The organism is Variovorax sp. Soil_C_12 (assembly GCF_057657375.1).
Map to the genome: position 1 here is coordinate 95,949 of NZ_JBDGIO010000018.1, position 22,992 is coordinate 118,940.

Consider the following 22,992-nt stretch of genomic DNA (forward strand, 5'->3'; position numbering starts at 1 on the left):
AGACGACGCGGACTTATGCGCCACAAGAAAACGCTCGCGCCTGGGGCCGAGGAGGCCACCGCCCCGCGGGAGCGCCGCTTCACGATCGAGCAGGCGTTCGAGATCGCGCAGACCGTGCACCGCGACGGCCGGGCGGCCGAAGCCGAAGGCATCTACCGCGCCGTGCTGCAGGCCCGGCCGGAACATGTCGCCGCGCTGGGTGCGCTGGGCGTGGCGCGGCACCAGCAGGGCGACAGCGGCGAGGCACTGCAGTTGATCCGCCGTGCCCTTGCGCTCGCGCCCGGCGAGCCCGGCATCTGGAACAACCTGGGCAATGTGCTGCTGGAAGCCGGCCAGGTCGACGCCGCGGCCGATGCCTACGAGCAGGCGGTGCGCCTGGCGCCGGATCTGGTCGAGGTCCACAACAACCTCGGCGTGCTGCGGCGCGCGCAGCAGCGGCCCGCGGAGGCCGAAGCGGCCTACCGCCGCGCCATCGCGCTGAACCCGAGGTTCGCCGATGCGCTGTCCAACCTGGGCCGTCTGCTCAACGCGCTGGAGCGCACCGACGAGGCGCTGGTGGTGCTCTGCGAGGCGGTGCTGCTCCAGCCCGATCACATCAAGGCGCGCCATGCGCTCGGCATGACCTACTGCATGGCCGGCCGCGTCCCGGAGGCCGCGCAGGTGTACCGCGACTGGCTTGCCGAGGAGCCCGACAACCCCGAGGCACGGCACCATCTCGCGGCCTGCTCGGGCGATGCGGTGCCCGAGCGCGCCGCGGATGCCTACATCGAGAAGGTGTTCGACGGTTTCGCCGAGAGCTTCGAGTCCAAGCTGGCGCACCTGCACTACCGCGCGCCGCAACTGATCGAAGCGGCGGTTGCCGAACGGCTCGGCACGCCGCAGCGCGCGCTCGCCGTGCTCGACGCCGGCTGCGGCACCGGCCTGTGCGGCCCGCTGCTGGCGCCCTATGCACAGCGGCTGGAGGGCGTGGACCTGTCGCAGGGCATGCTGGCCAAGGCCGAGCACCGGCAGGTGTACGACGCGCTCGCCAAGGCCGAGCTCATGGCCTTCCTGCGGGACGCGGCGCCGGCCCGCTACGACCTGATCGTCTCGGCCGACACCTTGTGCTACTTCGGCGAACTGCAGGGGGTCTGCGACGCGGCCGCGCGGGCCTTGCGACCGCAGGGCTGGCTGTTCTTCACCGTGGAGGCCTTGCTCGGTGACGGTGCGGGGGGCTTCCAGCTCCATCCGCACGGTCGCTACAGCCATCGCGAAGCCTACCTGCGCGAGGTGCTCGCGGCCGCCGGCCTGGCGGTCGAGGGGCTGGAGCGCGCGCAGCTGCGCATGGAAAGCGGCAAGCCGGTGGAGGGCTGGGTGGTGTCGTGCAGGAAAGAGGCGCCCGGCGACGGCGCGGAACCGGTGGGGCTGCCAAGTCACTCACTGTCGTCACGATGACAAGGAGCAAGACGCCGATGAGCCACCCCTCCCATTCGATCGACCCAGCGACGCCGCTGGCCGAAGCACCGGACCTCGAGCTGGAATTCGCCCAAGCGCGGGAACTGCACGACGCAGGCAGTCTCGACGAGGCAGAGCAGGCCTACGGGCGCATCCTCGCGGCGGCGCCTGACCATGCCGAGGCGCTGCATTTCCAGGGTCTGGCGGTGCACCAGCGCGGCGACCATGCGCGGGCGATCGAGCTGATCCGCGCGGCCATCGCGCTGAACGGCGAGCAGTTCGGCTGGTACAGCAATCTCGGCAACGTGCTGCTGCTGAGCGGCCAGAAGGACGCGGCTGCCGAGGCTTATGACCAGGCGATGCGGCTGGCGCCGGAACGCGCAGACATTCACAACAACCTCGGCGTGCTGCAGGGCGACCGGGGGCGGCTCGAGGAAGCGGAGTCCACGCTGCGCCGCGCCGTCGCACTCGCCCCGGACAAGGCCGAAGTCCATGCCAACCTCGGGCGCGTGCTGCTGCGCCTGGCGCGCAACGATGAGGCACTGGGCTGCCTGGACGAGGCCCTGCGCCTGAACCCCGACCTCTTGATGGCGCGCCCCATGCTGGGCCTGGTCTACCGCAGGCTCGGACAGCTGGACGCGGCGGCGCAGGTCTATCGCGACTGGCTGGCTCGGGACCCCGGCGACCCGACGGCGCTCCATCATCTCGCCGGCTGCTCGGGCGAGGCCGTGCCGGAACGCGCCGCCGACGCCTACCTGGAGCGCACCTTCAATGCCTTTGCCAACACCTTCGACGACACGCTGGCGCGGCTGGACTACCGCGGGCCGGCGCAGGTCGCCGAGGCCGTGGCGCAGCACCTGGGCGAGCCGCGGCGCGCGCTGGACGTGCTGGATGCCGGCTGCGGCACCGGCTTGTGCGGGCCGCTGATCGCACCGTACGCGCGACACCTGGCCGGTGTCGACCTGTCGCAGCAGATGCTCGACAAGGCGCGGCTGCGGCAGGCCTATGACACGCTGACGAAGGCCGAGCTCACCGCTTACCTCGAGGCCGCCGAACCAGCCTCCCGCGACCTCATCGTCTCGGCCGACACGCTGATCTATTTTGGCGAGCTGCGAACCTTCTTCCGCGCGGCGGCAGAAATCTTGCGGCCGGCGGGTTGGCTGGTCTTCACCGTCGAGGCCTTGGCCGGCGACGAGGGCGCCGGCTTCCGTCTGCACCCTCACGGCCGCTACAGCCATTGCGACAGCTACCTGCGCGAGGTGCTCGCAGCCGCGGGCCTGGCGGTCGAGGGGCTGCAGCAGGTGCAACTGCGCGTGGAGGCCGGCACGCCGGTGGAGGGCTGGGTGGTCTCATGCAAAAAGGAAGCACCTCGTTCGTCCTCTCCGGACTAAGGCGATAAAGCAGAAAGCGAAGCCATGGCTGAAGATATCCAGTTCACCATCAAGAGCGACTCGCCGGTCAACGGCGAACTGATGTTCTGGAGCGTGGTGGGCCACGAGGGACTCTCCCGGCCCTCGGTGTACGAGCTGTCGGTGCTGTCGAAGAACCAGCAGATCGACGCCAAGGACATCCTCGGCCGCGCCTTCGACGTGGCGATCGAGTTCCTGGACGAAGGCGGCGGCAAGCACGAGCGCCACTGCGAGGGCCATGCGGTGCGCTTCATGCGCACCTCGCAGGTGGGGCGCCACTTCGAGTACCGCATCCAGCTGCGCTCCTGGTTCTGGCTGCTGAGCAAGCGCCAGAACTCCTGGATCCAGCAGGACAAGCCGGTGCTCGACGTGCTCGATGCGGTGTTCGAGGACAGCCCGGTCAAGCGCTTCAAGAAGGTCAAGAGCGAGAACGTGATCGGCACGCACAACGCCCGCCGCTACTGCGTGCAGTACCAGGAAAGCGACTACGCCTTCCTCTCGCGCCTTTTGGAGGACGAGGGCATCTACTACTGGTTCGACGCGCACGAGGCCCCCGGCACCATGCACCTGGCCGACAGCAGCGACGTGGCGCACCAGAAGCTGCCGGTGACCGACACGCTGAAATGGGTCGAAGACACCGCGGGCGAAGGGCGCTTCAACGAGATCACGCGCTGGATCAGCGCCAGGCGCTTCGACACCGGCAAGCATTCGACGCGCGACAGCGACTTCAAGGCCATCAAGAAGAAGCTGGGCGCCGACATGGACGCCGCCGACACGCACGAGCTGGCCGACCTCGAGGTCTTCGAGTTCCCCGGCGGCTACTTCACCAGCGACGATGCCGACAAGACGGCCAAGATCCGCGGCGAAGAGCTGGTGGCGCGGCGCGACCGCCAGTGGGCGCTGACCTCCTGGCCCGACGTGGCGGCCGGCCGCAGCTTCAGCTACGAGGGCGACCCCGACGGCACGCGCGACGGCGACTACGTGATCGGCGCCTGCACCTTCATCGTGACGCACCCGGGCTACGAGGCGCTGGAGTTCCGCGAGAAGCCGCGCACCGTCGGCCAGCTGCTGGAGGAGGCGCTGGCCGACGACGCGGTCAATGCCGACACGCTCGGCGTGCTGCACGAGCTGTTGGACGACACGCCGCAGATGCGCACCGGCGAGCGCGGCATCTGCACCTTCTTGCTGACCGTGTTCCCGCTCGATGCGCCCTTCAGGCCGCCCCGGCTCACGCCGCGCGTGACCATGCCCGGGCCGCAGTCGGCCATCGTGGTGGGCCCCAAGGGCGAGGAGCTGCACGTGGACGAGCACGGCCGCGTGAAGGTGCACTTCCACTGGGACCGCAGCGAGAAGCGCAACGAGAAGTCCACCTGCTGGGTGCGCGTGTCGCAGCCCTGGGGCGGCAAGGGGTGGGGCGGCTACTTCATCCCGCGCATCGGGCAGGAGGTGCTGGTCGACTTCCTCAACGGCGACGTGGACCGGCCCGTCATCGTGGGCAGGCTCTACAACGACGAGCAGTTCATCCCGTACAAGTCGCCGACGCAGAGCGGCTTCAGGACGCGCTCGACGCCGGGCGGCAATGCCGGCAACTACAACGAGATCATGTTCGAGGACAAGAAGGGCGAGGAGATGCTGTCGATCCACGCCGAGCTGGACATGAGCCGGAGCGTGGAACGCGACGATTCCACCAGCGTGGACCGGGACCAGTCCATCACCGTCAAGCGCGACCAGACCAGCCTGGTGGACCGCGACCGCAAGCACACGGTGACGCGCAACGACACCAACATGGTGGTGGTGGACCAGAAGAACACCGTCAAGGGCGCGCAGAACAACCAGGTGGTCGGCAACCGCACGAGCTTCATCGACGCCAACGACGCGCTCACCGTGGGCGGCACCAGCACGGTCGACGTGGTGGGCGCGCGCAAGACCACGTACCGCGCGGGCGAAACGCATACCGTGGTGGGCAACCAGACGGTGTCGGTGACGGGCAAGCTCACCTACAAGGCGGGCTCGATGAGCTTCGAGACCCCGCACATCGACTGGATGGTCACGGGCTCCAGCTCCAAGAACATCACGGTGCCGACCGGCCCGCTGAACCTGATGGCCAACAAGATCAAGCTGATGAGCAACACCGGCATCGAGATGATGTCGGTCGGCAACATCGACCAGACGGCCATCGGCTCCAACACCACCATCCTGGGGCCCAACACCAGCGGCTACATCGGCACCAACAGCGAGGCCAACCTGGGCATCAACCGCTCCACCTTCATGGGCCTGAGCATCGAGAACGCGCTGGCGCTGGCCATGAGCAACAACGGCGGCGTGTTCATCGAGAACACGCTGGGAGTGAAGCTCGTCAACTGCGTGGCGCCGGAGATCAAGTCGATCTCCACGGCCGACGTCAACCTCACGCCGCTGAAGACCATTTCGCCCGGCGGCGGCGGCGGGCCCGCCACGGGCGCCGCGGTGGCGGGCGCGCTGGGCGCGGTGGCTGGCGCAGGGAGCGCCTTCGCCGACATCGGCGCGACGCTCACGCAGTACGCCGATGCGGCGCAGGCCCTGACCGAGGCTGCAGCCGAGGCGCAGGCGGCCGGCATGACCGGCCTCGCGGGGCGCCTGAGCTCGCTGGCGATGCTCACCAACATGCGGCGCAACCACGGCATCCTCGGGGCGGTACCGGTGGTGGGAACGGGCTTGCAGGTGTTCCTGGAGATGTTCACCGGCGGCGATGCCATTGGCGCCGGACAGCTGGCCGGCGAGGGCGCCACGACCAATGCGGACGGCACCCCCATCGCATCGCCCGCCACCCCACCGAGCACCGGCGGCGGCGCGGGTGGTGGGGGCGGCGGTGGTGGTGGTAGCGGCGGTGGCGGCGCAGGCGGCGGCGGAGGCTGAAAGCAGCGCTCTCATGCAAGTCCTCAAGCCACAGGCGCTCGGACTGTCGACGCGCCCCATCGAGTTCCGCAAGCGCTTCGGCCTGTGCGTCAGCGCCTATCTCCACCTGCCCTTCGACCAGGGCGAACGGGGCACCCTGTGGGCCGAGCAGTCGATGTGGGCTTTCGTGGCGAGGGAGATGGCGCAGCCGATGATCGACGAGGGCGTGTCCAAGCTCACGCCCGAATTCCTGGTGCACGGCCATGCGCATCCGCCGGCCGGCCAGCCCGCCCACCAGAACGCCTGCGCCGTGCGGGCCCGCGTGGGCGGGTGCGAGAAGACCGTGCTGGCCTTCGGCGACCGCAGCTGGAATGGCGACCATCCCGGCGCGCCCGCCCCCTTCGCCTCGATGCCGCTGGACTGGTCGCGCGCCTACGGCGGCCCCGATTTCCCATCGAACCCGGCCGGCCGCGGCCGCCTGGCACAGGGTGGCGTGCTGCCGCTGCCCAACCTCGAACTGCCGGGCGACAGGCTGCGGCACCCCGACCAGGCCATTGCGCCGGCCGGCTTCGGTGCGCTCGACCCGATGCATCCGCAACGCGTGGCCTTGCGCGGCACCTACGACGCGGACTACATGGAGCAGCACGCGCCCGGCTTCGCGCCCGACACCGACTGGCGCTATTTCAACCTGGCCCCGTCCGACCAGTGGATGGACACGCCGCTGGTGGGCGACGAAACCTTCTCCTTCCACCACATGCACCCGACGCGGCCGCTGCTCGAAGGCCGCCTGCCCGGGCTGCGCGCGCGTGTCTTCGTCGGCTATGCCATGCCCGAGGGCGAACCCAAGATCCGCGAGGTGCCGCTGCGCCTGACCACGCTGTGGTTCTTCCCGCATGCCGAGCGCTGCATCGCGATCTTCCAGGGCCTGGCCGAGATCGGCACCGACGACGCGTCCGACGTGGCCAGCCTGCTCGGCGCCGTCGAGCGTGTGGGCCAGGCTCGCGACGATGCGCACTACCTGCAAGCGGTCGCGCGCCGCGCCCACCCCACGCTGGGCGCCATCTATTCGCTGATCGACAGCGACCTGCTGCCCGAAGGCATCGCGACCGCGGACCCGGCGGTGGAGGAGGCCAAGGCCCCCTTCGCCATGGAGGGCCTGCAGGGCAAGGCGCAGTACCGGCGCGCCGAGCTCGACGTGGAGATGGCGCGCGACAAGGTGCGCGCGATGGGCAAGGACCCGGACGCGCTGGGCATCCGCATGCCGCCGCCCGAGCCGTTGCCCACGGGCGACGCCTTGCCCGCCTACATGGAGGCCAAGCTCAAGGAAGCGCAGCTGCAGCAATGGGCTGCGGTGGACGATGCGCTCAGCCTGCTCGAGAAGGGACTGGCGGTGGCGGCGGCCAAGGGCGTGCCGCTGTCCGAGCTGAGCCACCGCGGCCCGCCGACCTTCAGTGCGCCGGCGCAGCTCGCGCAGATCCAGGCCGCCTCGAAGGACCTGAAGCCGCCGCTCGAACTGCCGCCGCTGGTGCGCAAGCTCTACATGCTCCAGGAAACGCACCGCGCCGGCTACCTGCAGGCCGCGCACGTGCAGCCGCCGGCCCACCCGATGCCGGCGGCCGAGGCCGCGGGCTTGCGCGACGAGGTGGCGCGGGCGGTGAAGGCCGGCATCCGGTGCTTCTTTTCCGCCGACTTCACCGGCGCCGATTTCTCCGGGCTGGACCTGCGCGGTGTGGACTTTCGCGAGGCCTGGCTGGAAAGCGCGGACTTTCGCGGCGCCAATCTGTCGGGCGCCAAGTTCCAGAGCGCCGTGCTCGCGCACGCCAAGCTGGATGGCGCGACGGCCATCGGCACCGATTTCCGCAGGGCCAATCTCGGCCGCGCCCGAATGGCCGGCGCGGTGTTCGATGGTGCCGACTTCTCCGACGCGATGCTCATGCGCTGCAGCTTCGCCGGCACGCAGGCCCGGCGCGCCCGTTTCACCAAGGCCAATCTGCTCGAAAGCACGTGGGGCGAGGCCGACTGGAGCGAAGCCGACCTGGAGGGCCAGACCTTCTACAAGCTCGACCTGCAAGGCATGCGCTGGCCGGGCGCGCGCCTCTCGTCCTGCAACTTCATCGATTGCGAACTCGCCGGCCTGGACATGCGCGCCGCGGTGCTGGAAGGCACCACCTTCGTCAATTGCCGGCTGGACGGCGTGATGATGGGCGGTGCGAAGGCGGCCGGCGCGGTGGCGGTCAAGGGCTGCAGCCTGGCGCGCGCGGACCTCAGCGAGGCCGACCTGCGGCGGTTCAATTTCGGCGGCAGCGAGCTGGGTGGCGCACGGCTGGTGCGCGCGCTGCTGGCGGGCGCCAACCTGTCCGGCGCCCGCCTGCGAGGCGCCGACCTGCGGCTGGCCCTGGCCCAGGGCGCGTTGCTGCGCCGCGCCGACTGCGCCGGCGCCAATCTCTCGGGCGTGGACCTGCGCGACGCGATCCTGCAGCATGCCGACCTGCGCGGCACCGACCTGCGGCGCGCCAACCTCTTCGGCGCCGACCTGGCCCGCGTGCGCCTGGACGGTGCCACGCGGCTCGACGGCGCGCTGCTCACCCGCGCGCGCACATGGCCGCGCCTCACCCGCGAGCAGCAGGAGTCCATGCCATGACGCCGCTGTTGCTCACGCTGGCCGTCTCGATGGGCGAGACCCTCGAGGGGCAGGACCTGAGCAAGGGCGCCTACGCGCGCCTGGGCCTGGGCGGCGGCGTGTTCACCCGCGTGAACCTGGCCGAGGCCGACCTGCGCGGCGCCGACCTGCGCGAGGCGGTGTTCGACCAGTGCGACCTGCGCGGCATGCTCGCCACCGGCGCGCAGATGCGCCGCGCCGTGTTCAACCGCTGCCTGCTCGATCATGCCGACCTGCGCCGCTGCGACCTGCACGGCGCGGTGTTCGCCGAGTGCGATCTCGTCCATGTCCAGCTTTCCGACGCGATGCTGGCCATGGCCACCGTGTCGAAGTGCAAGCTCGACCACGCGGTGCTGCGCGCCGTCTGCCTGGATTCGGCGCTGCTGAGCCAGTCCTCGCTGCTCGATGTGTGCCTGGACGACACCAGCTGGCAATACACCACCACCAGCGAATGCGACCTCACGCAGCTGAGCTGGGTGGGCGCGCGCATGCTGCGCAACAACTTCTTCCGCACGTCGCTGAAGAACAAGTCCTTCGACGGCCTGCAGCTGGAAGGCTGCCAGTTCTCCTTTGCCGACCTGGCGGGCGCGGACTTCAGCGGCGTGGGCCTGCGCCAATGCAACTTCCAGGGTGCGCAGCTCGACGGTGCGCGCTTCGTGCAGGCCGGCGCGCCGGCCTCGCTCTTTTGCGACGCGGCCGGCACCGGCGTGGACTTCAGCGGCGCCGATCTGCGCCAGGCCCTGTTCACCGGCGCGCGCCTGCCGCGGTCGCGCTTCAACGGCTGCCAGCTGCACCAGGCGCATTTCGCCGGTGCGGTGCTCGGCGGCGCCCAACTGCAGAACGCCGAATTGACCTATGCCGACTTCCGGCACGCCGACTTGAGCGGCGCGGACCTGCGCGGCGCCCGCATGACGCGCACCGTGCTGCACGGCAGCCTGACCGAGCAGGCGCTGATGAGCGACCGCGCCAGCGCGATCGAGACCGACCCCGAACTGCAGGCGGCCGAACGCTGGCAGCCCCTGGCCACATGAGTTTTTCCGCGAGGCAATCCATGAGCGAACCCCTTTCCTCTTCCGTTCCCAGCCGCAAGCGCCGCCGCACGCCGGGCGCGCCTGCGGCCCCGGACCAGCCCCTGGCCGGCCAATGGTGCGTCGGCACGGTGACCGAGGCCGAAGGCGGCGCGCTGGTCGTGCAAAGCGGCAGCCTGCGCCTGCAGGCCACGCGCGCCGCGAGCTGCCTGCTGGCGCCGGCCGCCGGCGACAGCGTCGCCTGCCTGCGCGTCGCGCCACGAGAAACCTGGGTGCTTGCGGTGCTCCAGCGCGAAGAGGGCGTGCCGCAGGTGCTGCAATGCGATGGCGACACGCGGCTGGAGGTCAGAGGCGGCACGCTCGCGCTGAATGCGGCGCGCATCGAGCTGCGCACCGAGGCGCTGGACGCCAGCGCGCGCCGCACCACCCTGGCCACCGACAGCGCCGACGTGGTGGCCCGGCAACTGAGCCTGGTGGCCTCGCGCATCAAGCTGGTGGGCGCGCTGCTGTCGAGCGTGGTCGACCGGGTGGAGCACTTCAGCAAGAACTACCTGCGCCACACCGACGGCATGGACAAGGTGAGTGCCACGCACGTCGAAGTGCAGGCGCAGCAGCTGATGCGCCTGGAGGGCGAGCATGCGCTGGTCAACGGGCGCGAGCTGGTCAAGGCGCGCGGCGCCCAGATCCACTTCGGGTGAGGACCGGGCATGTTTGCGAATTGCCAGATCATGGGCACCGACATGGGCTTTCCCGACGTCTGCATGACGCCGGCCGCGCCTTCACCCATTCCGGTGCCCTACCCCAACATCGCCATGGGACCGATGGCCATCCCCAACTGCCCCACCATCCTCGTGATGGGCGGGCCTGCGCACAACCTGGGCACCACCATTCCGATGACCAACGGCGACAACGCCGGCGTGCTGCTGGGCGTGGCTTCGGGAACGGTGATGGGTCCGAGCCGCCACCTGACCGGTGCATTCACCGTGCTGCTGCACGGGATGCCGGCGACGCGGCTGACCAGCAGCTCGCTGCAGAACAGCACCAACTGCCCGGGCGTGCGCACCGTGCCGAGCCAGACCCTGCTGCTGCTGCTGGCGCCATGAGCTTCACGCGCCTGTGCGCACTAGGGCTTGCGCACGTCCCACTCGCGCGCGACGTCGTCGCTGCTCTTGGCCGCACGGAAGTAGCGCGCGGGGCTGCGCTTCCAGTCGGCGCGCAGCACGCGCTCGGCGAATTGCTGGATCTCGCCCAGCGACGCGTCCACCGGACGCTCGCGCTCGCGCCCGTCGGTCGTCACCTCGCGCACCTGCCCGCCCTGGAACTGCACGCGCATCACCAGCGGCCTGGCCACCGGGTAATAGCAGCGCTGGCCGCTGTAGACACCCGTGATCTGCTCGCCGGAGGCCAGCACGATGTCGTATTCGAGGAGGTTCGACTTGGAGTTGTTGCCCGGCCCGTAGCGGCAGCGCGCCACCACCTGCGAGATCTCCTGCAGCCACCGGCGCGCCTGCTCGCCCGCCTGCGGCAGCAGGCCGGGCAGCACTGCCGGGTCCATGCCGGCGATCTCGCGCGCGATCGCGCTGTTGATCAGTTCCGCCAGCTTGGGACTGGGCTTGTCGCCCGGCTCTTCGGGCACGCGGCCGGTGCAGGCGGAAAGGTAGGCAGCGAGGGACGCCAGGATCATGATGTGGACCTTGAAGTTCAGCACGGGAGATCGAAGCATGGCAGCCATTAGACGATCGATCAGGTCGTATCCTCAAGTCTCCATGAGACTAGGGCCTGTTGACACATGAATCGCCCCCGCGTGGGGCCCCAGAGAGGGCTCAATCTAGGCGCCAAGCGCAGCTGGGTTGGACACCCAGCGAGCATTGGCAACGACGAGTGGGCCCTCTCTGGGGCCCCACCCGAAGGGCCGGGGCGGCAAGGGGCGCAGGGCGTCGTTGCGGTTCTTGCCCAGGCGGCCAGCCTGGGCTGCGACCCGCGCCTAGCCCTGCACCCCTTGCCGCCCCGGCGCGGGGGTGATTCATGGGTTAACAGGCCCTACGCCCGATGAAGGCCCTCCTGCTTCCCATGCTGCTGGCCGCGGTAGGCGGCTTCGCGCAAGCCCAGTCCGTGATGCTGACCGGCACCATCGGCAGCCGCGCCATCCTGATCGTCGACGGCAGCGCGCCCAAGACGGTGGCGGTGGGCGAGACCTTCCAGGGCGTCAAGTTGCTGTCGCTGGCGGCCGAGCAGGCCACGGTGGAGGCCGGCGGCAAGCGCGTGGCGCTGCGCATGGACCAGCCCGTCAGCATCGGCGGCAACGGTGGCGGCGGCGGCGGCGGTACGCGCATCGTGCTGCCGGTCTCGAGCGGCGGGCACTTCATGACGCAGGGCGCGATCAATGGGCGCAGCGTCAATTTCATGCTCGACACCGGCGCCACCACCGTCGCGCTCTCGGCGGCGGACGCGCAGCGCATCGGGCTCGATTTCAGCAAGGGACAGCCGGTGCGCGTGAACACCGCCAACGGCGTCGCCCAGGGCTGGCGGGTGCGGCTGAACTCCGTGCGGGTGGGCGACGTCGAGGTCTACGACGTCGAGGCCATCGTGTCGCAGCAGCCCATGCCCTACGTGCTGCTGGGCAACAGCTTCATCAGCCGCTTCTCGATGCGGCGCGATGCCGACCAGATGGTCCTGGAAAAACGCTTCTAGGCCACAGCCGCGGTCACGACGATCTCGATCTTGTAGGCCGCATTGGCCATTGCCGCCTGCACCGTGGCACGCGGCGGCGTGTTGCCGGCGGGAATCCAGGCGTCCCACACCTCGTTCATCGCGGTGATGTCGCCGATGTCGGCCAGGAAGATCTGCGTCATCAGGATGCGCGACTTGTCGCTGCCGGCCTCGGCCAGCAGGCGATCGACCATCGCCAGCACCTGCGCGGTCTGACCGCGGATGTCCTGCGTGGTGTCGTCGGGGACCTGGCCTGCGAGGTAGATGGTGCCGTTGTGGATCGCCATCTCGGAGAGGCGCGGACCGACGTGGAAGCGTTGAAGGTGGGCCATGTTTGCTTTCTTTCTCAAGTCTTGGCTTTGGAGCCCAGCCGGGACTCCGTGCCGGCCGCCAGCCGGCGGATGTTTTCCCGATGCCGCCAGATCAGCAGCAGGCTGATCGCGATCAGCGCGAGCAGCACCTCGCGGGAGAGCGGCCAGGCAATGCCGCCGCCGATCAGGTAGTAGGCCGGCGCGAAGAAGGCCGCCACGATCGAGGCGAGCGAGGAATAGCGGAAGAAGACCGCGATGATCAGCCAGGTGGTGCCGGTAGCGAGCCCCAGCAGCCACTCGATGCCCAGCAGCGCGCCGGCCGCCGTGGCCACGCCCTTGCCGCCCTGGAAGCCGAAGAAGACCGGATAGAGATGCCCCAGGAAGGCCGCCAGCCCCGCCAGCGCCGCGGTGCCCGCCCCCAGGCCATAGGGCTCGCCCAGGTGATGGATCAGGAAGACCGGCAGCCAGCCCTTGACCGCGTCCAGCAGCAGCGTCGCCAGCGCGGCGCCCTTGTTGCCCGAGCGCAGCACATTGGTCGCGCCCGGGTTCTTGCTGCCGTAGCTGCGCGGGTCGGACATGCCGAGCGCCTTGCTGACGATGACGGCAAAGGACAACGAGCCCAGCAGGTAGGACAGGACGATCGCGATCAACGAAGGCAGATAGGAACTCACGGTATCTCCAGACGGGTCATGCGGCCGAGGGGCCGCCAAACCGGCCGGCTATTCTGCCAGCGCGCACTGCACCGTTTTCGCGCCGAGCAGTCGCACGCAGACCTGTCCTCAGATCGCGGGATCGCGCATTTCCCAGCGCAACTTGTCGACTTCCGCCAGCACGTCGGGCGGCAGCCGCTTGTCCCAGCTGTCGAGGTCCTCCTCGAGCTGGGCCAACGAGGTCACGCCGATGATGGTGCTCGCCACCTGCCACTTGCTGTGGCAAAAGGCCAGCGCGAACTGCGTGGGCGTCAAGCCGATCGCGCGGGCCAGGGCGTTGTAACGGCGCGCCGCCTCGAAGGACTCGGACCGGCCCCAGCGCTGCTTGCGCACCGACTCGTAGCGCGCGATGCGCGCGCCCTTCGGCGCATGGGGCCCGGTGATGCCGCTCTCGTCGTACTTGCCGGTCAGAAGGCCGAAGCCCAGCGGCGAATAGGCCAGCAGCGAGACGCCAAGCCGATGCAGGGTCTCGTCCAGGCCGTTCTCGACGCCGCGGCTCAGCAGGTTGTAGACGTTCTGCACCGTGGCCACGCGCGGCAGCCCGTGCTGCTCGGCCAGCCGCACGAATTCGTGCACGCCGTAGGGCGTCTCGTTCGACAGGCCGATGGCGCGCACCTTGCCCGCCTTCACCAGGCCGGCCAACGCCTCGAGCTGCTCGTGGATGGAGGTGCGCGAGGTCTCGCGGGCCGGGTCGTAGTACATGTTGCCGAAGGCCGGCACATGGCGCTCGGGCCAGTGGATCTGGTAGAGGTCGATCACGTCCGTATTCAGACGACGGAGGCTGCCCTCGCAGGAGGCCGCGATGTCGGCCGCCGTCATGCCGCCGCCTTCGCGCACCCAGGGCATGCCGCGCGAGGGGCCGGCCACCTTGGTGGCGAGCACGACCTTGTCGCGCACGCCGGGGTTCTTCGCGAACCAGTTGCCGATGATGGTCTCGGTCGCGCCAAAGATTTCGGCGCGGGCCGGCACGGCGTACATCTCGGCCGTGTCGATGAAGTCGATGCCACGCTCGAGGGCGCGATGGAGGATGGCGTGTGCGGTGGGCTCGTCCACCTGCTCGCCGAAGGTCATGGTGCCGAGGCAGATCGGCGTGACGCGCAGATCGCTCTGCCCGAGTTGAATTTTTTGCATGCGAGGAATGCTAGCGACTACCGCGCCAGCCTGCTGTCCGCTGCCGGACTGCGCGGCCCGGCCCTCGTCCGTATCATCGATCGGCCATGTACCAAGCCCTCCGCCCCTCCCGCAGCGAGTTCGTCCCCATCCGCAACCTGCGCTACCACGTCCGCCTCTGGGGCACGCCTTCGCCGGCGCGCCCTCCCCTGGTGCTGCTGCACGGCTGGATGGACGTGGCCGCCTCCTGGCAGTTCGTGGTCGACGCACTGGCCGAGGAGCGCCAGGTGATCGCCCCCGACTGGCGCGGCTTCGGCCTGACCGAGGGCGGCGCGGTCGACAACTACTGGCTGCCCGACTACCTGGCCGACCTCGACTGGCTGCTCGACCACTATGCCGGCGACACGCCCGTCGACCTGGTCGGCCACAGCATGGGCGGCAATATCGCGATGCAGTACGGCGGCGTGCGGCCGCAGCGGGTGCGCCGCCTGGTCAACCTCGAGGGCTTCGGCATGGCGCCCCTGCAGCCGGCCGAGGCGCCCGGGCGCTACGGCAAGTGGATCGACCAGCTCAAGCGCCTGCACCGCGGCGAGATGGCGCTGGCCAGCTACCCCGGGCCCGAGGGCGTCGCGCGGCGGCTGATGAAGACCAACCCGCGCCTCTCGCAGGACAAGGCCGACTGGCTGGCCGGCCACTGGTCGGTGGCGCGCTCCCAGGCCGAGGGCGGCGAGCGCTGGGAGATCCTGGGTGACCCGGCGCACAAGATCATCAACGCCAACCTGTTCCGCGTCGACGAGGCGCTGGCGCTCTATGCCGCCATCGCGGCGCCGGTGCTGGCCGTGGTGGCTTCCGACGACAGCCTGGACCACTGGTGGAAGGGCCGCTACACCCTGGCCGACTTCCAGGAGCGCCTGAAATCGGTGCGCGACGTGCGCATGGAACGGGTGCAGGATGCGGGCCACATGCTGCACCATGACCAGCCGGGCCGCGTGGCGGCCCTGATCGAGGCATTCCTTGACGCCAGCAGGGCCGCGCGATAGGTCTGGCCGGGCGTGAGAAAATCCCCGATTTTCCCCGAACACCGTCAGGATTCCCCATGGATGCAGAGCAAATCAATCAAATCGGCGCAACCCTCGCGGACCTGAGCGCCCGGACGGTCGACCTACGGAGGTATCTTTGACTACGATGCCAAAGCCGAACGTCTGAGGACGGTCAACGCGTCGCTCGAAGATCCCACCGTCTGGAACGACCCGAAGAAGGCCCAGGAACTGGGCAAGGAAAAGAAAGCGCTCGACGACGTGGTCGTCACGCTCGACCGGCTCACCAGCGGGCTCTCGGACAACACCGAGCTCTACGAGATGTCGAAGGAAGAAGGCGACATGGATGGCCTGCAGGCCATCGCCGATGACGCCGCCTCGCTCGAGGAAGACATCAAGCAGCTCGAGTTCCGCCGGATGTTCAACAACCCGGCTGATCCGCTCAACGCCTTCATCGACATCCAGGCCGGTGCCGGTGGCACCGAGGCCTGCGACTGGGCCAGCATGCTGCTGCGCCAGTACCTGAAGTACGCCGAGCGCAAGGGCTTCAAGACCCAGATCGAGGACGAGACGCCCGGCGACACGGCCGGCATCAAGGGCGCGACCATCAAGGTCGAGGGCGACTACGCCTTCGGCCTGCTGCGCACCGAGACCGGCGTGCACCGCCTGGTGCGCAAGTCGCCCTTCGACTCCTCGGGCGGGCGCCACACCAGCTTCGCCAGCATCTTCGTCTACCCCGAGATCGACGACTCGATCGAGATCGAGATCAACCCCGCTGACGTGCGTACCGACACCTACCGCGCGAGCGGCGCCGGCGGCCAGCACATCAACAAGACCGACTCGGCGGTGCGCCTCACGCACATCCCGACCGGCATCGTGGTGCAGTGCCAGGACGGCCGCAGCCAGCACAGCAACCGCGACGTGGCCTGGAAGCGCCTGCGCTCGCGCTTGTACGACCACGAGATGCGCAAGCGCCAGGAAGAGCAGCAGAAGCTGGAGGACAGCAAGACCGACGTCGGCTGGGGCCACCAGATCCGCAGCTACGTGCTGGACAACAGCCGCATCAAGGACCTGCGCACCAACGTCGAGATCTCCGCCACGCAGAAAGTGCTCGACGGCGACCTCGACGCCTTCATCGAGGCCTCGCTCAAGCAGGGCGTCTGATGCAGGCAGCACAACACCAAAATTCCCTGGAGACTCTCGATGCACTTGCGTGATGCCCAAGCCGAGCCCGTGGCGATCCGCCGCGAGGACTACCGCGCTCCCGCCTACTGGATCGACACCGTCGACCTGACCTTCGACCTGGACCCGGCCAAGACGCGCGTTCTCAACCGCATGCGCCTGCGCCGCAACCCAGACCTTGCGCCCGAGCCGCTGCGCCTGGACGGCGACGAGCTCAACCTCGCGCGCGTGCTGGTCGACGGCCAGGGCGCCTCCTTCCGCATGGAAGCCGACCAGCTGGTGATCGACAACCTGCCCGAGGCCTTCGAGCTCGAGATCTTCACCACCTGCGCACCGGCCAAGAACACCAAGCTCATGGGCTTGTTCGTGAGCGAGGACACCTTCTTCACTCAGTGCGAGGCGGAAGGCTTCCGCCGCATCACCTATTTCCTCGACCGCCCCGACGTGATGGCGAGCTACACGGTGACCCTGCGCGCCGCCAGGTCCGGCTACCCCGTACTGCTGTCGAACGGCAACCTGGTCGAGCAGGGCGAGCTGCCCGAGGGCCGCCACTTCGCCAAATGGGTCGATCCCTTCCGCAAGCCCAGCTACCTGTTCGCGCTGGTGGCCGGCAAGCTGGTGGCGCGCGAGCAGCGCATCAGGGCGCGCAACGGCAAGGAGCACCTGCTGCAGGTCTACGTGCGCGCCGGCGACCTCGACAAGACCGAGCACGCCATGAATTCGCTGGTCAACTCCGTGACCTGGGACGAGGCCCGTTTCGGTCTGCCGCTGGACCTGGACCGCTTCATGATCGTCGCCACCAGCGACTTCAACATGGGCGCGATGGAGAACAAGGGCCTGAACATCTTCAACACGAAGTACGTTCTGGCCAACCAGGCCACCGCCACCGATGCCGACTACAGCAACATCGAGAGCGTGGTCGGCCACGAGTACTTCCACAACTGGAGCGGCGATCGCGTGACCTGCCGCGACTGGTTCCAGCTCTCGCTGAAGGAAGGCCTCACGGTATTCCGCGACCAGGAGTTCAGCCAGGACCTGTGCGCCGAGCCTTCCGCCCGCGCGGTCAAGCGCATCGAGGACGTGCGCGTGCTGCGCACCGCCCAGTTCCCCGAGGACGCGGGCCCGATGGCGCACCCGGTGCGGCCCGACAGCTACATCGAGATCAGCAACTTCTACACCGTCACCATCTACGAGAAGGGTGCCGAGGTGGTGCGCATGATGCAGACGCTGGTCGGCCGCCAGGGCTTCGCGCGCGGCATCACGCTGTACTTCGAGCGCCACGACGGCCAGGCCGTGACCTGCGACGACTTCGCGCAGGCCATCGCCGACGCCAACCCCGACTCGGAGCTGGCGCACCTCCTGCCGCAGTTCAAGCGCTGGTACGGCCAGGCCGGCACGCCTCGCCTTGCGGCGCACGGCGTGTACGACGCGGCGCAGCGCACCTACACCCTGAGCTTCGTGCAGAGCTGCCCGCCGACGCCGGGCCAGCCCTTCAAGGAACCCTTCGTGATCCCGGTCAACGTCGGCCTGCTCGGACCCGATGGGCGCGAGCTGCCGCTGCAGCTGGCTGGCGACGAGGCCCCGGGCGCAGGCACGCGCACCCTGGTGCTGACGCGCGCGGGCGAGCAGTTCACCTTCGCCAATGTCGACGCGGAGCCGGTGCCTTCGATCCTGCGCGGCTTCAGCGCACCGGTGATCCTGGAGTACGACTACAGCGATGCCCAGCTGCTCACGCTGCTGGCCCACGACACCGACCCCTTCAACCGCTGGGAGGCCGCCCAGCGCCTGGCGCTGCGCGCCGCGATCCAGGCGATCCAGGCGCCGATCGCGGGCGCGAGCGAAGCGCCGCTCGACGAGGCCTACCTGGAGGCCATGCGCCGCGTGCTGCGCGACCCCGGGCTCGATGCCGCCTTCAAGGAACTGGTGCTCACGCTGCCCTCGGAAACCTACATCGCCGAGCAGCTCGAAATGGTCGATCCGCAGCGCGTGCACCTCGTGCGCGAGGCCATGCGCGCCCAGCTCGCCGCCGGCCTCTTCGCCGACTGGGAGCAGGCTTACGAGGAGCACCGCGAGACCGGGCCTTACAGCCCCGACCCACGCTCTTCCGGCCGCCGCGCCCTGGCCGGCCTCGCACTGTCCTACCTCTGCCTGGCCGCGCGAGCCACGGGCGACGTGGTCTGGCCCGGCAAGACGCTGCAGCGCTTCAAGGACGCGGGCAACATGACCGACCGCTTCAACGCGCTGCACGCACTGGTGTCCGCCGGCCACGCGCTGGCGGCGCAGGCCCTGGCGCGCTTCCATGCCATCTTCAAGGACGAGGCGCTGGTCATCGACAAGTGGTTCTCGCTGCAGGCCGGCGCGCCCGACCGCGGCGGCGACATCCTGCCGCTGGTCAAGCAGCTGATGAAGCACCCCGACTTCTCGCTCAAGAACCCGAACCGCGCGCGCAGCGTGATCTTCAGCTACTGCAACGCCAACCCGGGTGCGCTGCACCGTCCCGATGCCGCGGGCTACGTGTTCTGGAGCGAGCGCGTGATCGAGCTCGATGCCATCAACCCGCAAGTCGCCGCCCGGCTCGCCCGCGCACTTGACCGCTGGAGCAAGCTGGCAGAGCCCTACCGCAGCGCCGCGCGCGAAGCCATCATGCGCGTGGCCGCCAAGCCCGATCTCAGCAAGGACACGCACGAGGTGGTCACCCGTGCGCTGGCCGCATAAACAATCCCCATCTGGAGTCACTGAATGCCCAAGAGCATTTCTCTCACCCGTTACCTGATCGAACAGCAGCGCGCCGACGGCCTCATCCCGGGCCAGTTGCGGCTCTTGCTCGAGGTGGTGGCGCGCGCCTGCAAGGGCATCAGCCAGGCCGTCAACAAGGGCGCCCTCGGCAACGTGCTCGGCTCGGCCGAGAGCGAGAACGTGCAGGGCGAGGTCCAGAAGAAGCTCGACATCATCGCCAACGAGGTGCTGATCGAGGCCAACGAATGGGGCGGCCACCTCGCGGCCATGGCCAGCGAGGAGATGGACAGCATCTACGTCGTGCCCAACCGCTACCCACAGGGGGAGTACCTGCTGCTGTTCGATCCGCTGGACGGTTCGAGCAACATCGACGTCAACGTCAGCATCGGCACCATCTTCAGCGTGCTGAAGAAGCCCGAAGGGTCCCCCGGCGTGCAGGAGTCGGACTTCCTCCAGGCCGGCAGCAAGCAGGTGGCCGCAGGCTACTGCATCTACGGGCCGCAGACCACGCTGGTGCTGACAGTGGGCAACGGCGTCGCGATGTTCACGTTGGACCGCGAGCAGGGTTCCTTCATGCTCACGCAGGAGGACATCCAGATCCCGGCGGACACCAAGGAATTCGCCGTCAACATGAGCAACATGCGGCACTGGGATGCCCCCGTGAAGCGCTACATCGACGAATGCCTGGCCGGCAAGGACGGCGCGCGCGGCAAGGACTTCAACATGCGCTGGATCGCCAGCATGGTGGCCGACGTGCACCGCATCCTGATGCGCGGCGGCGTTTTCCTGTACCCCTGGGACAAGCGCGAGCCCGAAAAGGCCGGCAAGCTGCGCCTGATGTACGAAGCCAATCCCATGAGCTGGCTGGTCGAGCAAGCCGGCGGCGCCGCGACCAACGGGCGCCAGCGCATTCTCGACCTGGAGCCGGGCAAGCTGCACGAGCGCGTCGCCGTGGTTTTGGGGTCGAAGAACGAGGTCGAGCGGCTGACGAGCTATCACGAGCCGCTATAATCGCGGGCTTAGCCGGTGTAGCTCAGTTGGTAGAGCAGCTCATTCGTAATGAGAAGGTCGGGTGTTCGAATCATCTCTCCGGCACCAATCACAGCAAGGAAAGCCTGCTATCAAAACGATAGCGGGCTTTTCTGTTTCTGGCACCCTGTAGGCAATCTGTAGGCAACTTGACCGGATGCGGTGCTCCAGAAACGGCAAACCCGGTGCAGTGTCCGGGCTTGTCTGCTGATTTGATTTTCACGGGGCGATTTTTTCTGCGCGTGAGATACCGGGCGGTGTCCCGCCGTCAGCGTCACAGACTTCTTGGTCCCCCCTAGCCGACCAAGAGTTGCCCCTGGCTTGGCCGTGGTTGGAAGACTATCGGCAAAGGCACAATGCGGCCAAGACCGGACTTTCATCCAGGGCGGCCAATCGAAGAGCGTCGAGGCTTTTCCACGCCAAAGGACTACACATGCAAATCCAAACCAGCTACCCAGGTCAGTCAGAAGCAGTCGTCGAAGCTCCAACGCACCTGTTTGAGCAATGGTTTGAAGGGGAAGTTGAGGGCAAGCCATTTCAACCACCCTTCATCAAGTTTCTGCCGACCGACGATGAAGTGTCAGAAGTAAAGACGATGAAGACCCTCAAGCTCATCGGAGGCTCACCCGAGAAGGCCGGCCCGTGACCACAACGAACGTTGAGCGACCGCTTGTGCGAATTCGCTATGCCGCTCAAGGCCAACAGCGCAGATGAGCGACAGGCTACAGTCGGCCAACACCTGGCCAACACCGGACGTTCCTGACTGCCTGCCAATTCGCCCGTCAATTTAAAAAGCATGACCATCGGACGCTGAGCTCAACATCGCCGAGCTTCCCTACGAGTCGGGAGCCATCAGGTTCCGCTATGCCGGGGTGATGGCACCAGACAGGACGCGATGGGTCCGGCACGGCCTCTTCGTTGAGTACCAGAGAACGACACAGTGAAGTGCGTCTGAGTCGCCTGTTCTGGGCAGGCCGGCCTTCGCGCTGCGGCAGAATGCGCTAGAGGCGACTTTCTACATCCTTTCAACAAGGCACAGCATGCTTGCATTTCGAGTCCAACTCAACGATCAGCAGCCAGTAGTTGGAGGAGCAGATGATTTGGGCGTTCTGACGACAACCATTACTGCTGTTGGTAAGCTTGGGTCTGCAAGCCGTCCCCACAGAGCCGTCGAAGACTTTGACATTCATCTCCGTCTTGGTGGGCTTACTTCGCGGGGCCCCGGCATCCAGGACGATCATCTAGTCTGGTTTGAGGACTACGACCTAAAGCCGGGAGACAAGGTGTCCTTGGAGGTCATCGAAGCCGCTGCGGCAGATCCTGTTCAAAGTGGAGAACCAGCTCAGCAAAGAGCGGATGACGAGCGCGAGTATTACGAGCATTGCAAGAAGGTGTACTTCGAGTTGAAGGAGAAGTACGACGGTAACGTCTAACCCTGCCTTGAAGAGCATGTCACCCAATTGCTTGGCTTAGCCTTCAATGCAACACGTCGCTTCTGAGCGCCCGCTATTTGGCAATAACGAGGACCGCTTTAGGGCCACTTTTTGCCGGCGGCGCGGGAGGCTACAGTCGGCCAAGAGCCGACACTCACCGCCTTCCCTCAATGGACCTGTTCTGCGGCCAATGAAGCACCGATTGTCTGATGCCCGCAAGGCCTATCTCAGCAGGCCCTTTTCCCACACCGGGAGGTTCTGGGGCGCCGCAACGGTGGCATGCGTCGTCGCTCCACTGGGGGTTTGGAAGCTGGCGCCCCTCGAGGCAGGACACCTAGCCGTACTTGCGTTCTATCTCGCTTTCGCCGTCGCGGTCGCCCTACTGGTGGTGGTTGTCCGAAGGCGGCTCCGGCCGCGGAGGGCTGTTCTCGAGAACACCTTCCTGGACGTCACAGCTGGGGGAATATCGAAGGAAACGCCGACCTCCCGCACCTCGCTTCTGGCGAGTCCCGAAATCGGCCGAGTAAGCCTCTACTGGCAAGGCAACAACCTGGTGCGGGTGGTTCTTCATGCAGACAACCGCAATGTCGAGGTTGACGGACTCGAAGACATGGCGGGTTTCCTAGCCGACCTCCGCCGAACATTCGTCCGGTTGCACTGCAACGACGTGCGGGCAGGTTAGAGCCGCGACGGGCAGAATGCGGCCACGACCGGACATTCCTCAACTACACCAAACCCGTTTGACAACTAAACCCCTTTCGGCCCACCGCGAGCGTGAGTTCCAAGAGTTGCTGGGATTCGTGTCGTTCTACTCAACCCACGTCTGGCGCGTGGACCCGACTTCGAATGTCAATCTCGCGACGGTGTGCGCGGGGATTGTTGAGCAACACGGCAAGTCGAAGGCGCTTGAAGGCCTGCGGCAGGCTGCCAATGACATTATCGAAGACTTGAGCGACCGTCCGGCTGACGGAATTGCAGCTCTGGACGAGGTACTTCGGGCCGGCGGACTCCTGACGGCGTCGGAAGTCCGGCGTCGCTACGCTTCGTCGTACAAGCGCATCGTTAAGCGCGGCTCTATTCGCAATGACACGGAGTACTACCTCGTCAACGGCATTGTCGTCGACCACGGGAACGCCACGTCGGACGACGAGCGCGCGATGCTGGGGCGGCTACTTGACGCCTACGAACGAGCGCGAAAAGCAGGCGAGTAGCGAAGGCCCTGAACGGCCGCTATGGAGCATCGGCGTACAGCCGTTATGGGCCCAATCAGCCAAGTCTCGCGATGTGCAGAATGCGGCCAAGACCGGCCCTTCGCCAGCTGCGTTCGATTC

General features: G+C 67.8%; 20 protein-coding genes and 1 tRNA gene. 17 read left to right on the top strand and 4 right to left on the bottom strand.

What is annotated here, in order from left to right:
• The first annotated feature begins 15 nt into the window (after window positions 1-15).
• Genes AC3A6X_RS31690 through AC3A6X_RS31720 form a run of 7 tightly spaced genes read left to right on the top strand, consistent with a single transcriptional unit; the run spans window position 16 to window position 10,507 of the window.
• Window positions 16-1,434: a tetratricopeptide repeat protein gene (locus tag AC3A6X_RS31690; RefSeq protein ID WP_487845901.1), complete on the top strand. Its 1,419-nt coding sequence runs from the start codon at window positions 16-18 to the stop codon at window positions 1,432-1,434.
• Window positions 1,435-1,451: 17 nt separating this feature from the next.
• Window positions 1,452-2,825 carry a tetratricopeptide repeat protein gene (locus AC3A6X_RS31695; protein WP_487845902.1) on the top strand — a complete coding sequence of 458 codons (1,374 nt, stop codon included), beginning with the start codon at window positions 1,452-1,454 and terminating at the stop codon, window positions 2,823-2,825.
• A 24-nt stretch (window positions 2,826-2,849) separates the two neighbouring features.
• Window positions 2,850-5,738: a type VI secretion system Vgr family protein gene (locus AC3A6X_RS31700; protein ID WP_487845903.1), complete on the top strand. Its 2,889-nt coding sequence runs from the start codon at window positions 2,850-2,852 to the stop codon at window positions 5,736-5,738.
• A 13-nt stretch (window positions 5,739-5,751) separates the two neighbouring features.
• The gene (locus AC3A6X_RS31705) at window positions 5,752-8,358 is read left to right on the top strand and encodes a DUF2169 family type VI secretion system accessory protein (protein ID WP_487845904.1); all 2,607 of its coding nucleotides are present in this window, start codon (window positions 5,752-5,754) and stop codon (window positions 8,356-8,358) included.
• Window positions 8,355-9,407, top strand: a complete 1,053-nt coding sequence (locus AC3A6X_RS31710) for a pentapeptide repeat-containing protein (protein WP_487845905.1) — start codon at window positions 8,355-8,357, stop codon at window positions 9,405-9,407. Before AC3A6X_RS31705 ends, AC3A6X_RS31710 begins: the two co-directional genes overlap by 4 nt.
• A 20-nt stretch (window positions 9,408-9,427) precedes the next feature.
• Window positions 9,428-10,102, top strand: a complete 675-nt coding sequence (locus AC3A6X_RS31715; RefSeq protein WP_487845906.1) for a DUF3540 domain-containing protein — start codon at window positions 9,428-9,430, stop codon at window positions 10,100-10,102.
• 9 nt (window positions 10,103-10,111) lie between these two features.
• Complete coding sequence (locus AC3A6X_RS31720; protein WP_309958976.1) at window positions 10,112-10,507, top strand: DUF4150 domain-containing protein; 396 nt, start codon at window positions 10,112-10,114, stop codon at window positions 10,505-10,507.
• A gap of 20 nt (window positions 10,508-10,527) precedes the next feature.
• Here the strand turns inward: AC3A6X_RS31720 and AC3A6X_RS31725 are convergent, their stop codons facing one another.
• On the bottom strand, window positions 10,528-11,127 hold the full coding sequence (locus AC3A6X_RS31725) for a hypothetical protein (RefSeq protein WP_487845907.1): 600 nt from the start codon (window positions 11,125-11,127) through the stop codon (window positions 10,528-10,530).
• 326 nt (window positions 11,128-11,453) lie between these two features.
• Between AC3A6X_RS31725 and AC3A6X_RS31730 the strand changes: the two genes are divergently transcribed.
• Window positions 11,454-12,095: a retropepsin-like aspartic protease family protein gene (locus AC3A6X_RS31730; RefSeq protein WP_487845908.1), complete on the top strand. Its 642-nt coding sequence runs from the start codon at window positions 11,454-11,456 to the stop codon at window positions 12,093-12,095.
• On the opposite strand, the gene AC3A6X_RS31735 is transcribed toward AC3A6X_RS31730, so the two are convergent.
• From AC3A6X_RS31735 to AC3A6X_RS31745, 3 genes are all read right to left on the bottom strand, one after another.
• Window positions 12,092-12,445 (bottom strand): RidA family protein, encoded by a 354-nt coding sequence (locus AC3A6X_RS31735; RefSeq protein ID WP_487845909.1) that lies wholly within the window; start codon window positions 12,443-12,445, stop codon window positions 12,092-12,094. The two genes, AC3A6X_RS31730 and AC3A6X_RS31735, sit on opposite strands and share 4 nt — an antisense overlap.
• Window positions 12,446-12,459: 14 nt before the next feature.
• Entirely contained in the window at window positions 12,460-13,095 is a 636-nt protein-coding gene (gene plsY, locus AC3A6X_RS31740; protein ID WP_106555767.1) for a glycerol-3-phosphate 1-O-acyltransferase PlsY, read from the bottom strand.
• A gap of 108 nt (window positions 13,096-13,203) precedes the next feature.
• A complete protein-coding gene (locus AC3A6X_RS31745) occupies window positions 13,204-14,265 on the bottom strand; it encodes an aldo/keto reductase (RefSeq protein ID WP_487845910.1) in 1,062 nt (353 codons plus the stop codon).
• Window positions 14,266-14,351: 86 nt separating this feature from the next.
• Between AC3A6X_RS31745 and AC3A6X_RS31750 the strand changes: the two genes are divergently transcribed.
• From AC3A6X_RS31750 to AC3A6X_RS31790, 9 genes are all read left to right on the top strand, one after another.
• Complete coding sequence (locus tag AC3A6X_RS31750) at window positions 14,352-15,284, top strand: alpha/beta fold hydrolase (RefSeq protein ID WP_487845911.1); 933 nt, start codon at window positions 14,352-14,354, stop codon at window positions 15,282-15,284.
• A 56-nt stretch (window positions 15,285-15,340) separates the two neighbouring features.
• Window positions 15,341-16,445, top strand: a protein-coding gene (gene prfB, locus AC3A6X_RS31755; RefSeq protein WP_487845912.1) for a peptide chain release factor 2 whose coding sequence is annotated in 2 segments (ribosomal slippage) — window positions 15,341-15,421 and window positions 15,423-16,445 — 1,104 coding nt in all. Because the reading frame shifts where the segments join, the coding sequence is not laid out codon by codon here.
• A gap of 39 nt (window positions 16,446-16,484) precedes the next feature.
• Window positions 16,485-19,178, top strand: coding sequence for an aminopeptidase N (pepN, locus tag AC3A6X_RS31760; RefSeq protein WP_487845913.1), 2,694 nt, complete (start codon window positions 16,485-16,487; stop codon window positions 19,176-19,178).
• A gap of 24 nt (window positions 19,179-19,202) precedes the next feature.
• Window positions 19,203-20,210, top strand: coding sequence for a class 1 fructose-bisphosphatase (locus AC3A6X_RS31765; RefSeq protein WP_487845914.1), 1,008 nt, complete (start codon window positions 19,203-19,205; stop codon window positions 20,208-20,210).
• An 11-nt stretch (window positions 20,211-20,221) separates the two neighbouring features.
• Window positions 20,222-20,297 (top strand) — tRNA-Thr (locus tag AC3A6X_RS31770).
• Window positions 20,298-20,661: 364 nt separating this feature from the next.
• Entirely contained in the window at window positions 20,662-20,874 is a 213-nt protein-coding gene (locus AC3A6X_RS31775; protein ID WP_487845915.1) for a hypothetical protein, read from the top strand.
• A 394-nt stretch (window positions 20,875-21,268) separates the two neighbouring features.
• The gene (locus AC3A6X_RS31780) at window positions 21,269-21,661 is read left to right on the top strand and encodes a hypothetical protein (RefSeq protein WP_487845916.1); all 393 of its coding nucleotides are present in this window, start codon (window positions 21,269-21,271) and stop codon (window positions 21,659-21,661) included.
• A 202-nt stretch (window positions 21,662-21,863) separates the two neighbouring features.
• Window positions 21,864-22,343, top strand: coding sequence for a hypothetical protein (locus AC3A6X_RS31785; RefSeq protein WP_487845917.1), 480 nt, complete (start codon window positions 21,864-21,866; stop codon window positions 22,341-22,343).
• 58 nt (window positions 22,344-22,401) lie between these two features.
• Window positions 22,402-22,872, top strand: a complete 471-nt coding sequence (locus AC3A6X_RS31790) for a hypothetical protein (RefSeq protein WP_487845918.1) — start codon at window positions 22,402-22,404, stop codon at window positions 22,870-22,872.
• The last annotated feature ends 120 nt before the right edge of the window (window positions 22,873-22,992 follow it).

Bases quoted from the DNA above. Each gene is read 5' to 3' on its own strand.
- AC3A6X_RS31690 (WP_487845901.1), top strand. From the start codon at position 16: ATGCGCCACAAGAAAACGCTCGCGCCTGGGGCCGAGGAGGCCACCGCC.
- AC3A6X_RS31695 (WP_487845902.1), top strand. From the start codon at position 1,452: ATGAGCCACCCCTCCCATTCGATCGACCCAGCGACGCCGCTGGCCGAA.
- AC3A6X_RS31700 (WP_487845903.1), top strand. From the start codon at position 2,850: ATGGCTGAAGATATCCAGTTCACCATCAAGAGCGACTCGCCGGTCAAC.
- AC3A6X_RS31705 (WP_487845904.1), top strand. From the start codon at position 5,752: ATGCAAGTCCTCAAGCCACAGGCGCTCGGACTGTCGACGCGCCCCATC.
- AC3A6X_RS31710 (WP_487845905.1), top strand. From the start codon at position 8,355: ATGACGCCGCTGTTGCTCACGCTGGCCGTCTCGATGGGCGAGACCCTC.
- AC3A6X_RS31715 (WP_487845906.1), top strand. From the start codon at position 9,428: ATGAGCGAACCCCTTTCCTCTTCCGTTCCCAGCCGCAAGCGCCGCCGC.
- AC3A6X_RS31720 (WP_309958976.1), top strand. From the start codon at position 10,112: ATGTTTGCGAATTGCCAGATCATGGGCACCGACATGGGCTTTCCCGAC.
- AC3A6X_RS31725 (WP_487845907.1), bottom strand. From the start codon at position 11,127: ATGCTTCGATCTCCCGTGCTGAACTTCAAGGTCCACATCATGATCCTG.
- AC3A6X_RS31730 (WP_487845908.1), top strand. From the start codon at position 11,454: ATGAAGGCCCTCCTGCTTCCCATGCTGCTGGCCGCGGTAGGCGGCTTC.
- AC3A6X_RS31735 (WP_487845909.1), bottom strand. From the start codon at position 12,445: ATGGCCCACCTTCAACGCTTCCACGTCGGTCCGCGCCTCTCCGAGATG.
- AC3A6X_RS31745 (WP_487845910.1), bottom strand. From the start codon at position 14,265: ATGCAAAAAATTCAACTCGGGCAGAGCGATCTGCGCGTCACGCCGATC.
- AC3A6X_RS31750 (WP_487845911.1), top strand. From the start codon at position 14,352: ATGTACCAAGCCCTCCGCCCCTCCCGCAGCGAGTTCGTCCCCATCCGC.
- pepN (WP_487845913.1), top strand. From the start codon at position 16,485: ATGCACTTGCGTGATGCCCAAGCCGAGCCCGTGGCGATCCGCCGCGAG.
- AC3A6X_RS31765 (WP_487845914.1), top strand. From the start codon at position 19,203: ATGCCCAAGAGCATTTCTCTCACCCGTTACCTGATCGAACAGCAGCGC.
- AC3A6X_RS31775 (WP_487845915.1), top strand. From the start codon at position 20,662: ATGCAAATCCAAACCAGCTACCCAGGTCAGTCAGAAGCAGTCGTCGAA.
- AC3A6X_RS31780 (WP_487845916.1), top strand. From the start codon at position 21,269: ATGCTTGCATTTCGAGTCCAACTCAACGATCAGCAGCCAGTAGTTGGA.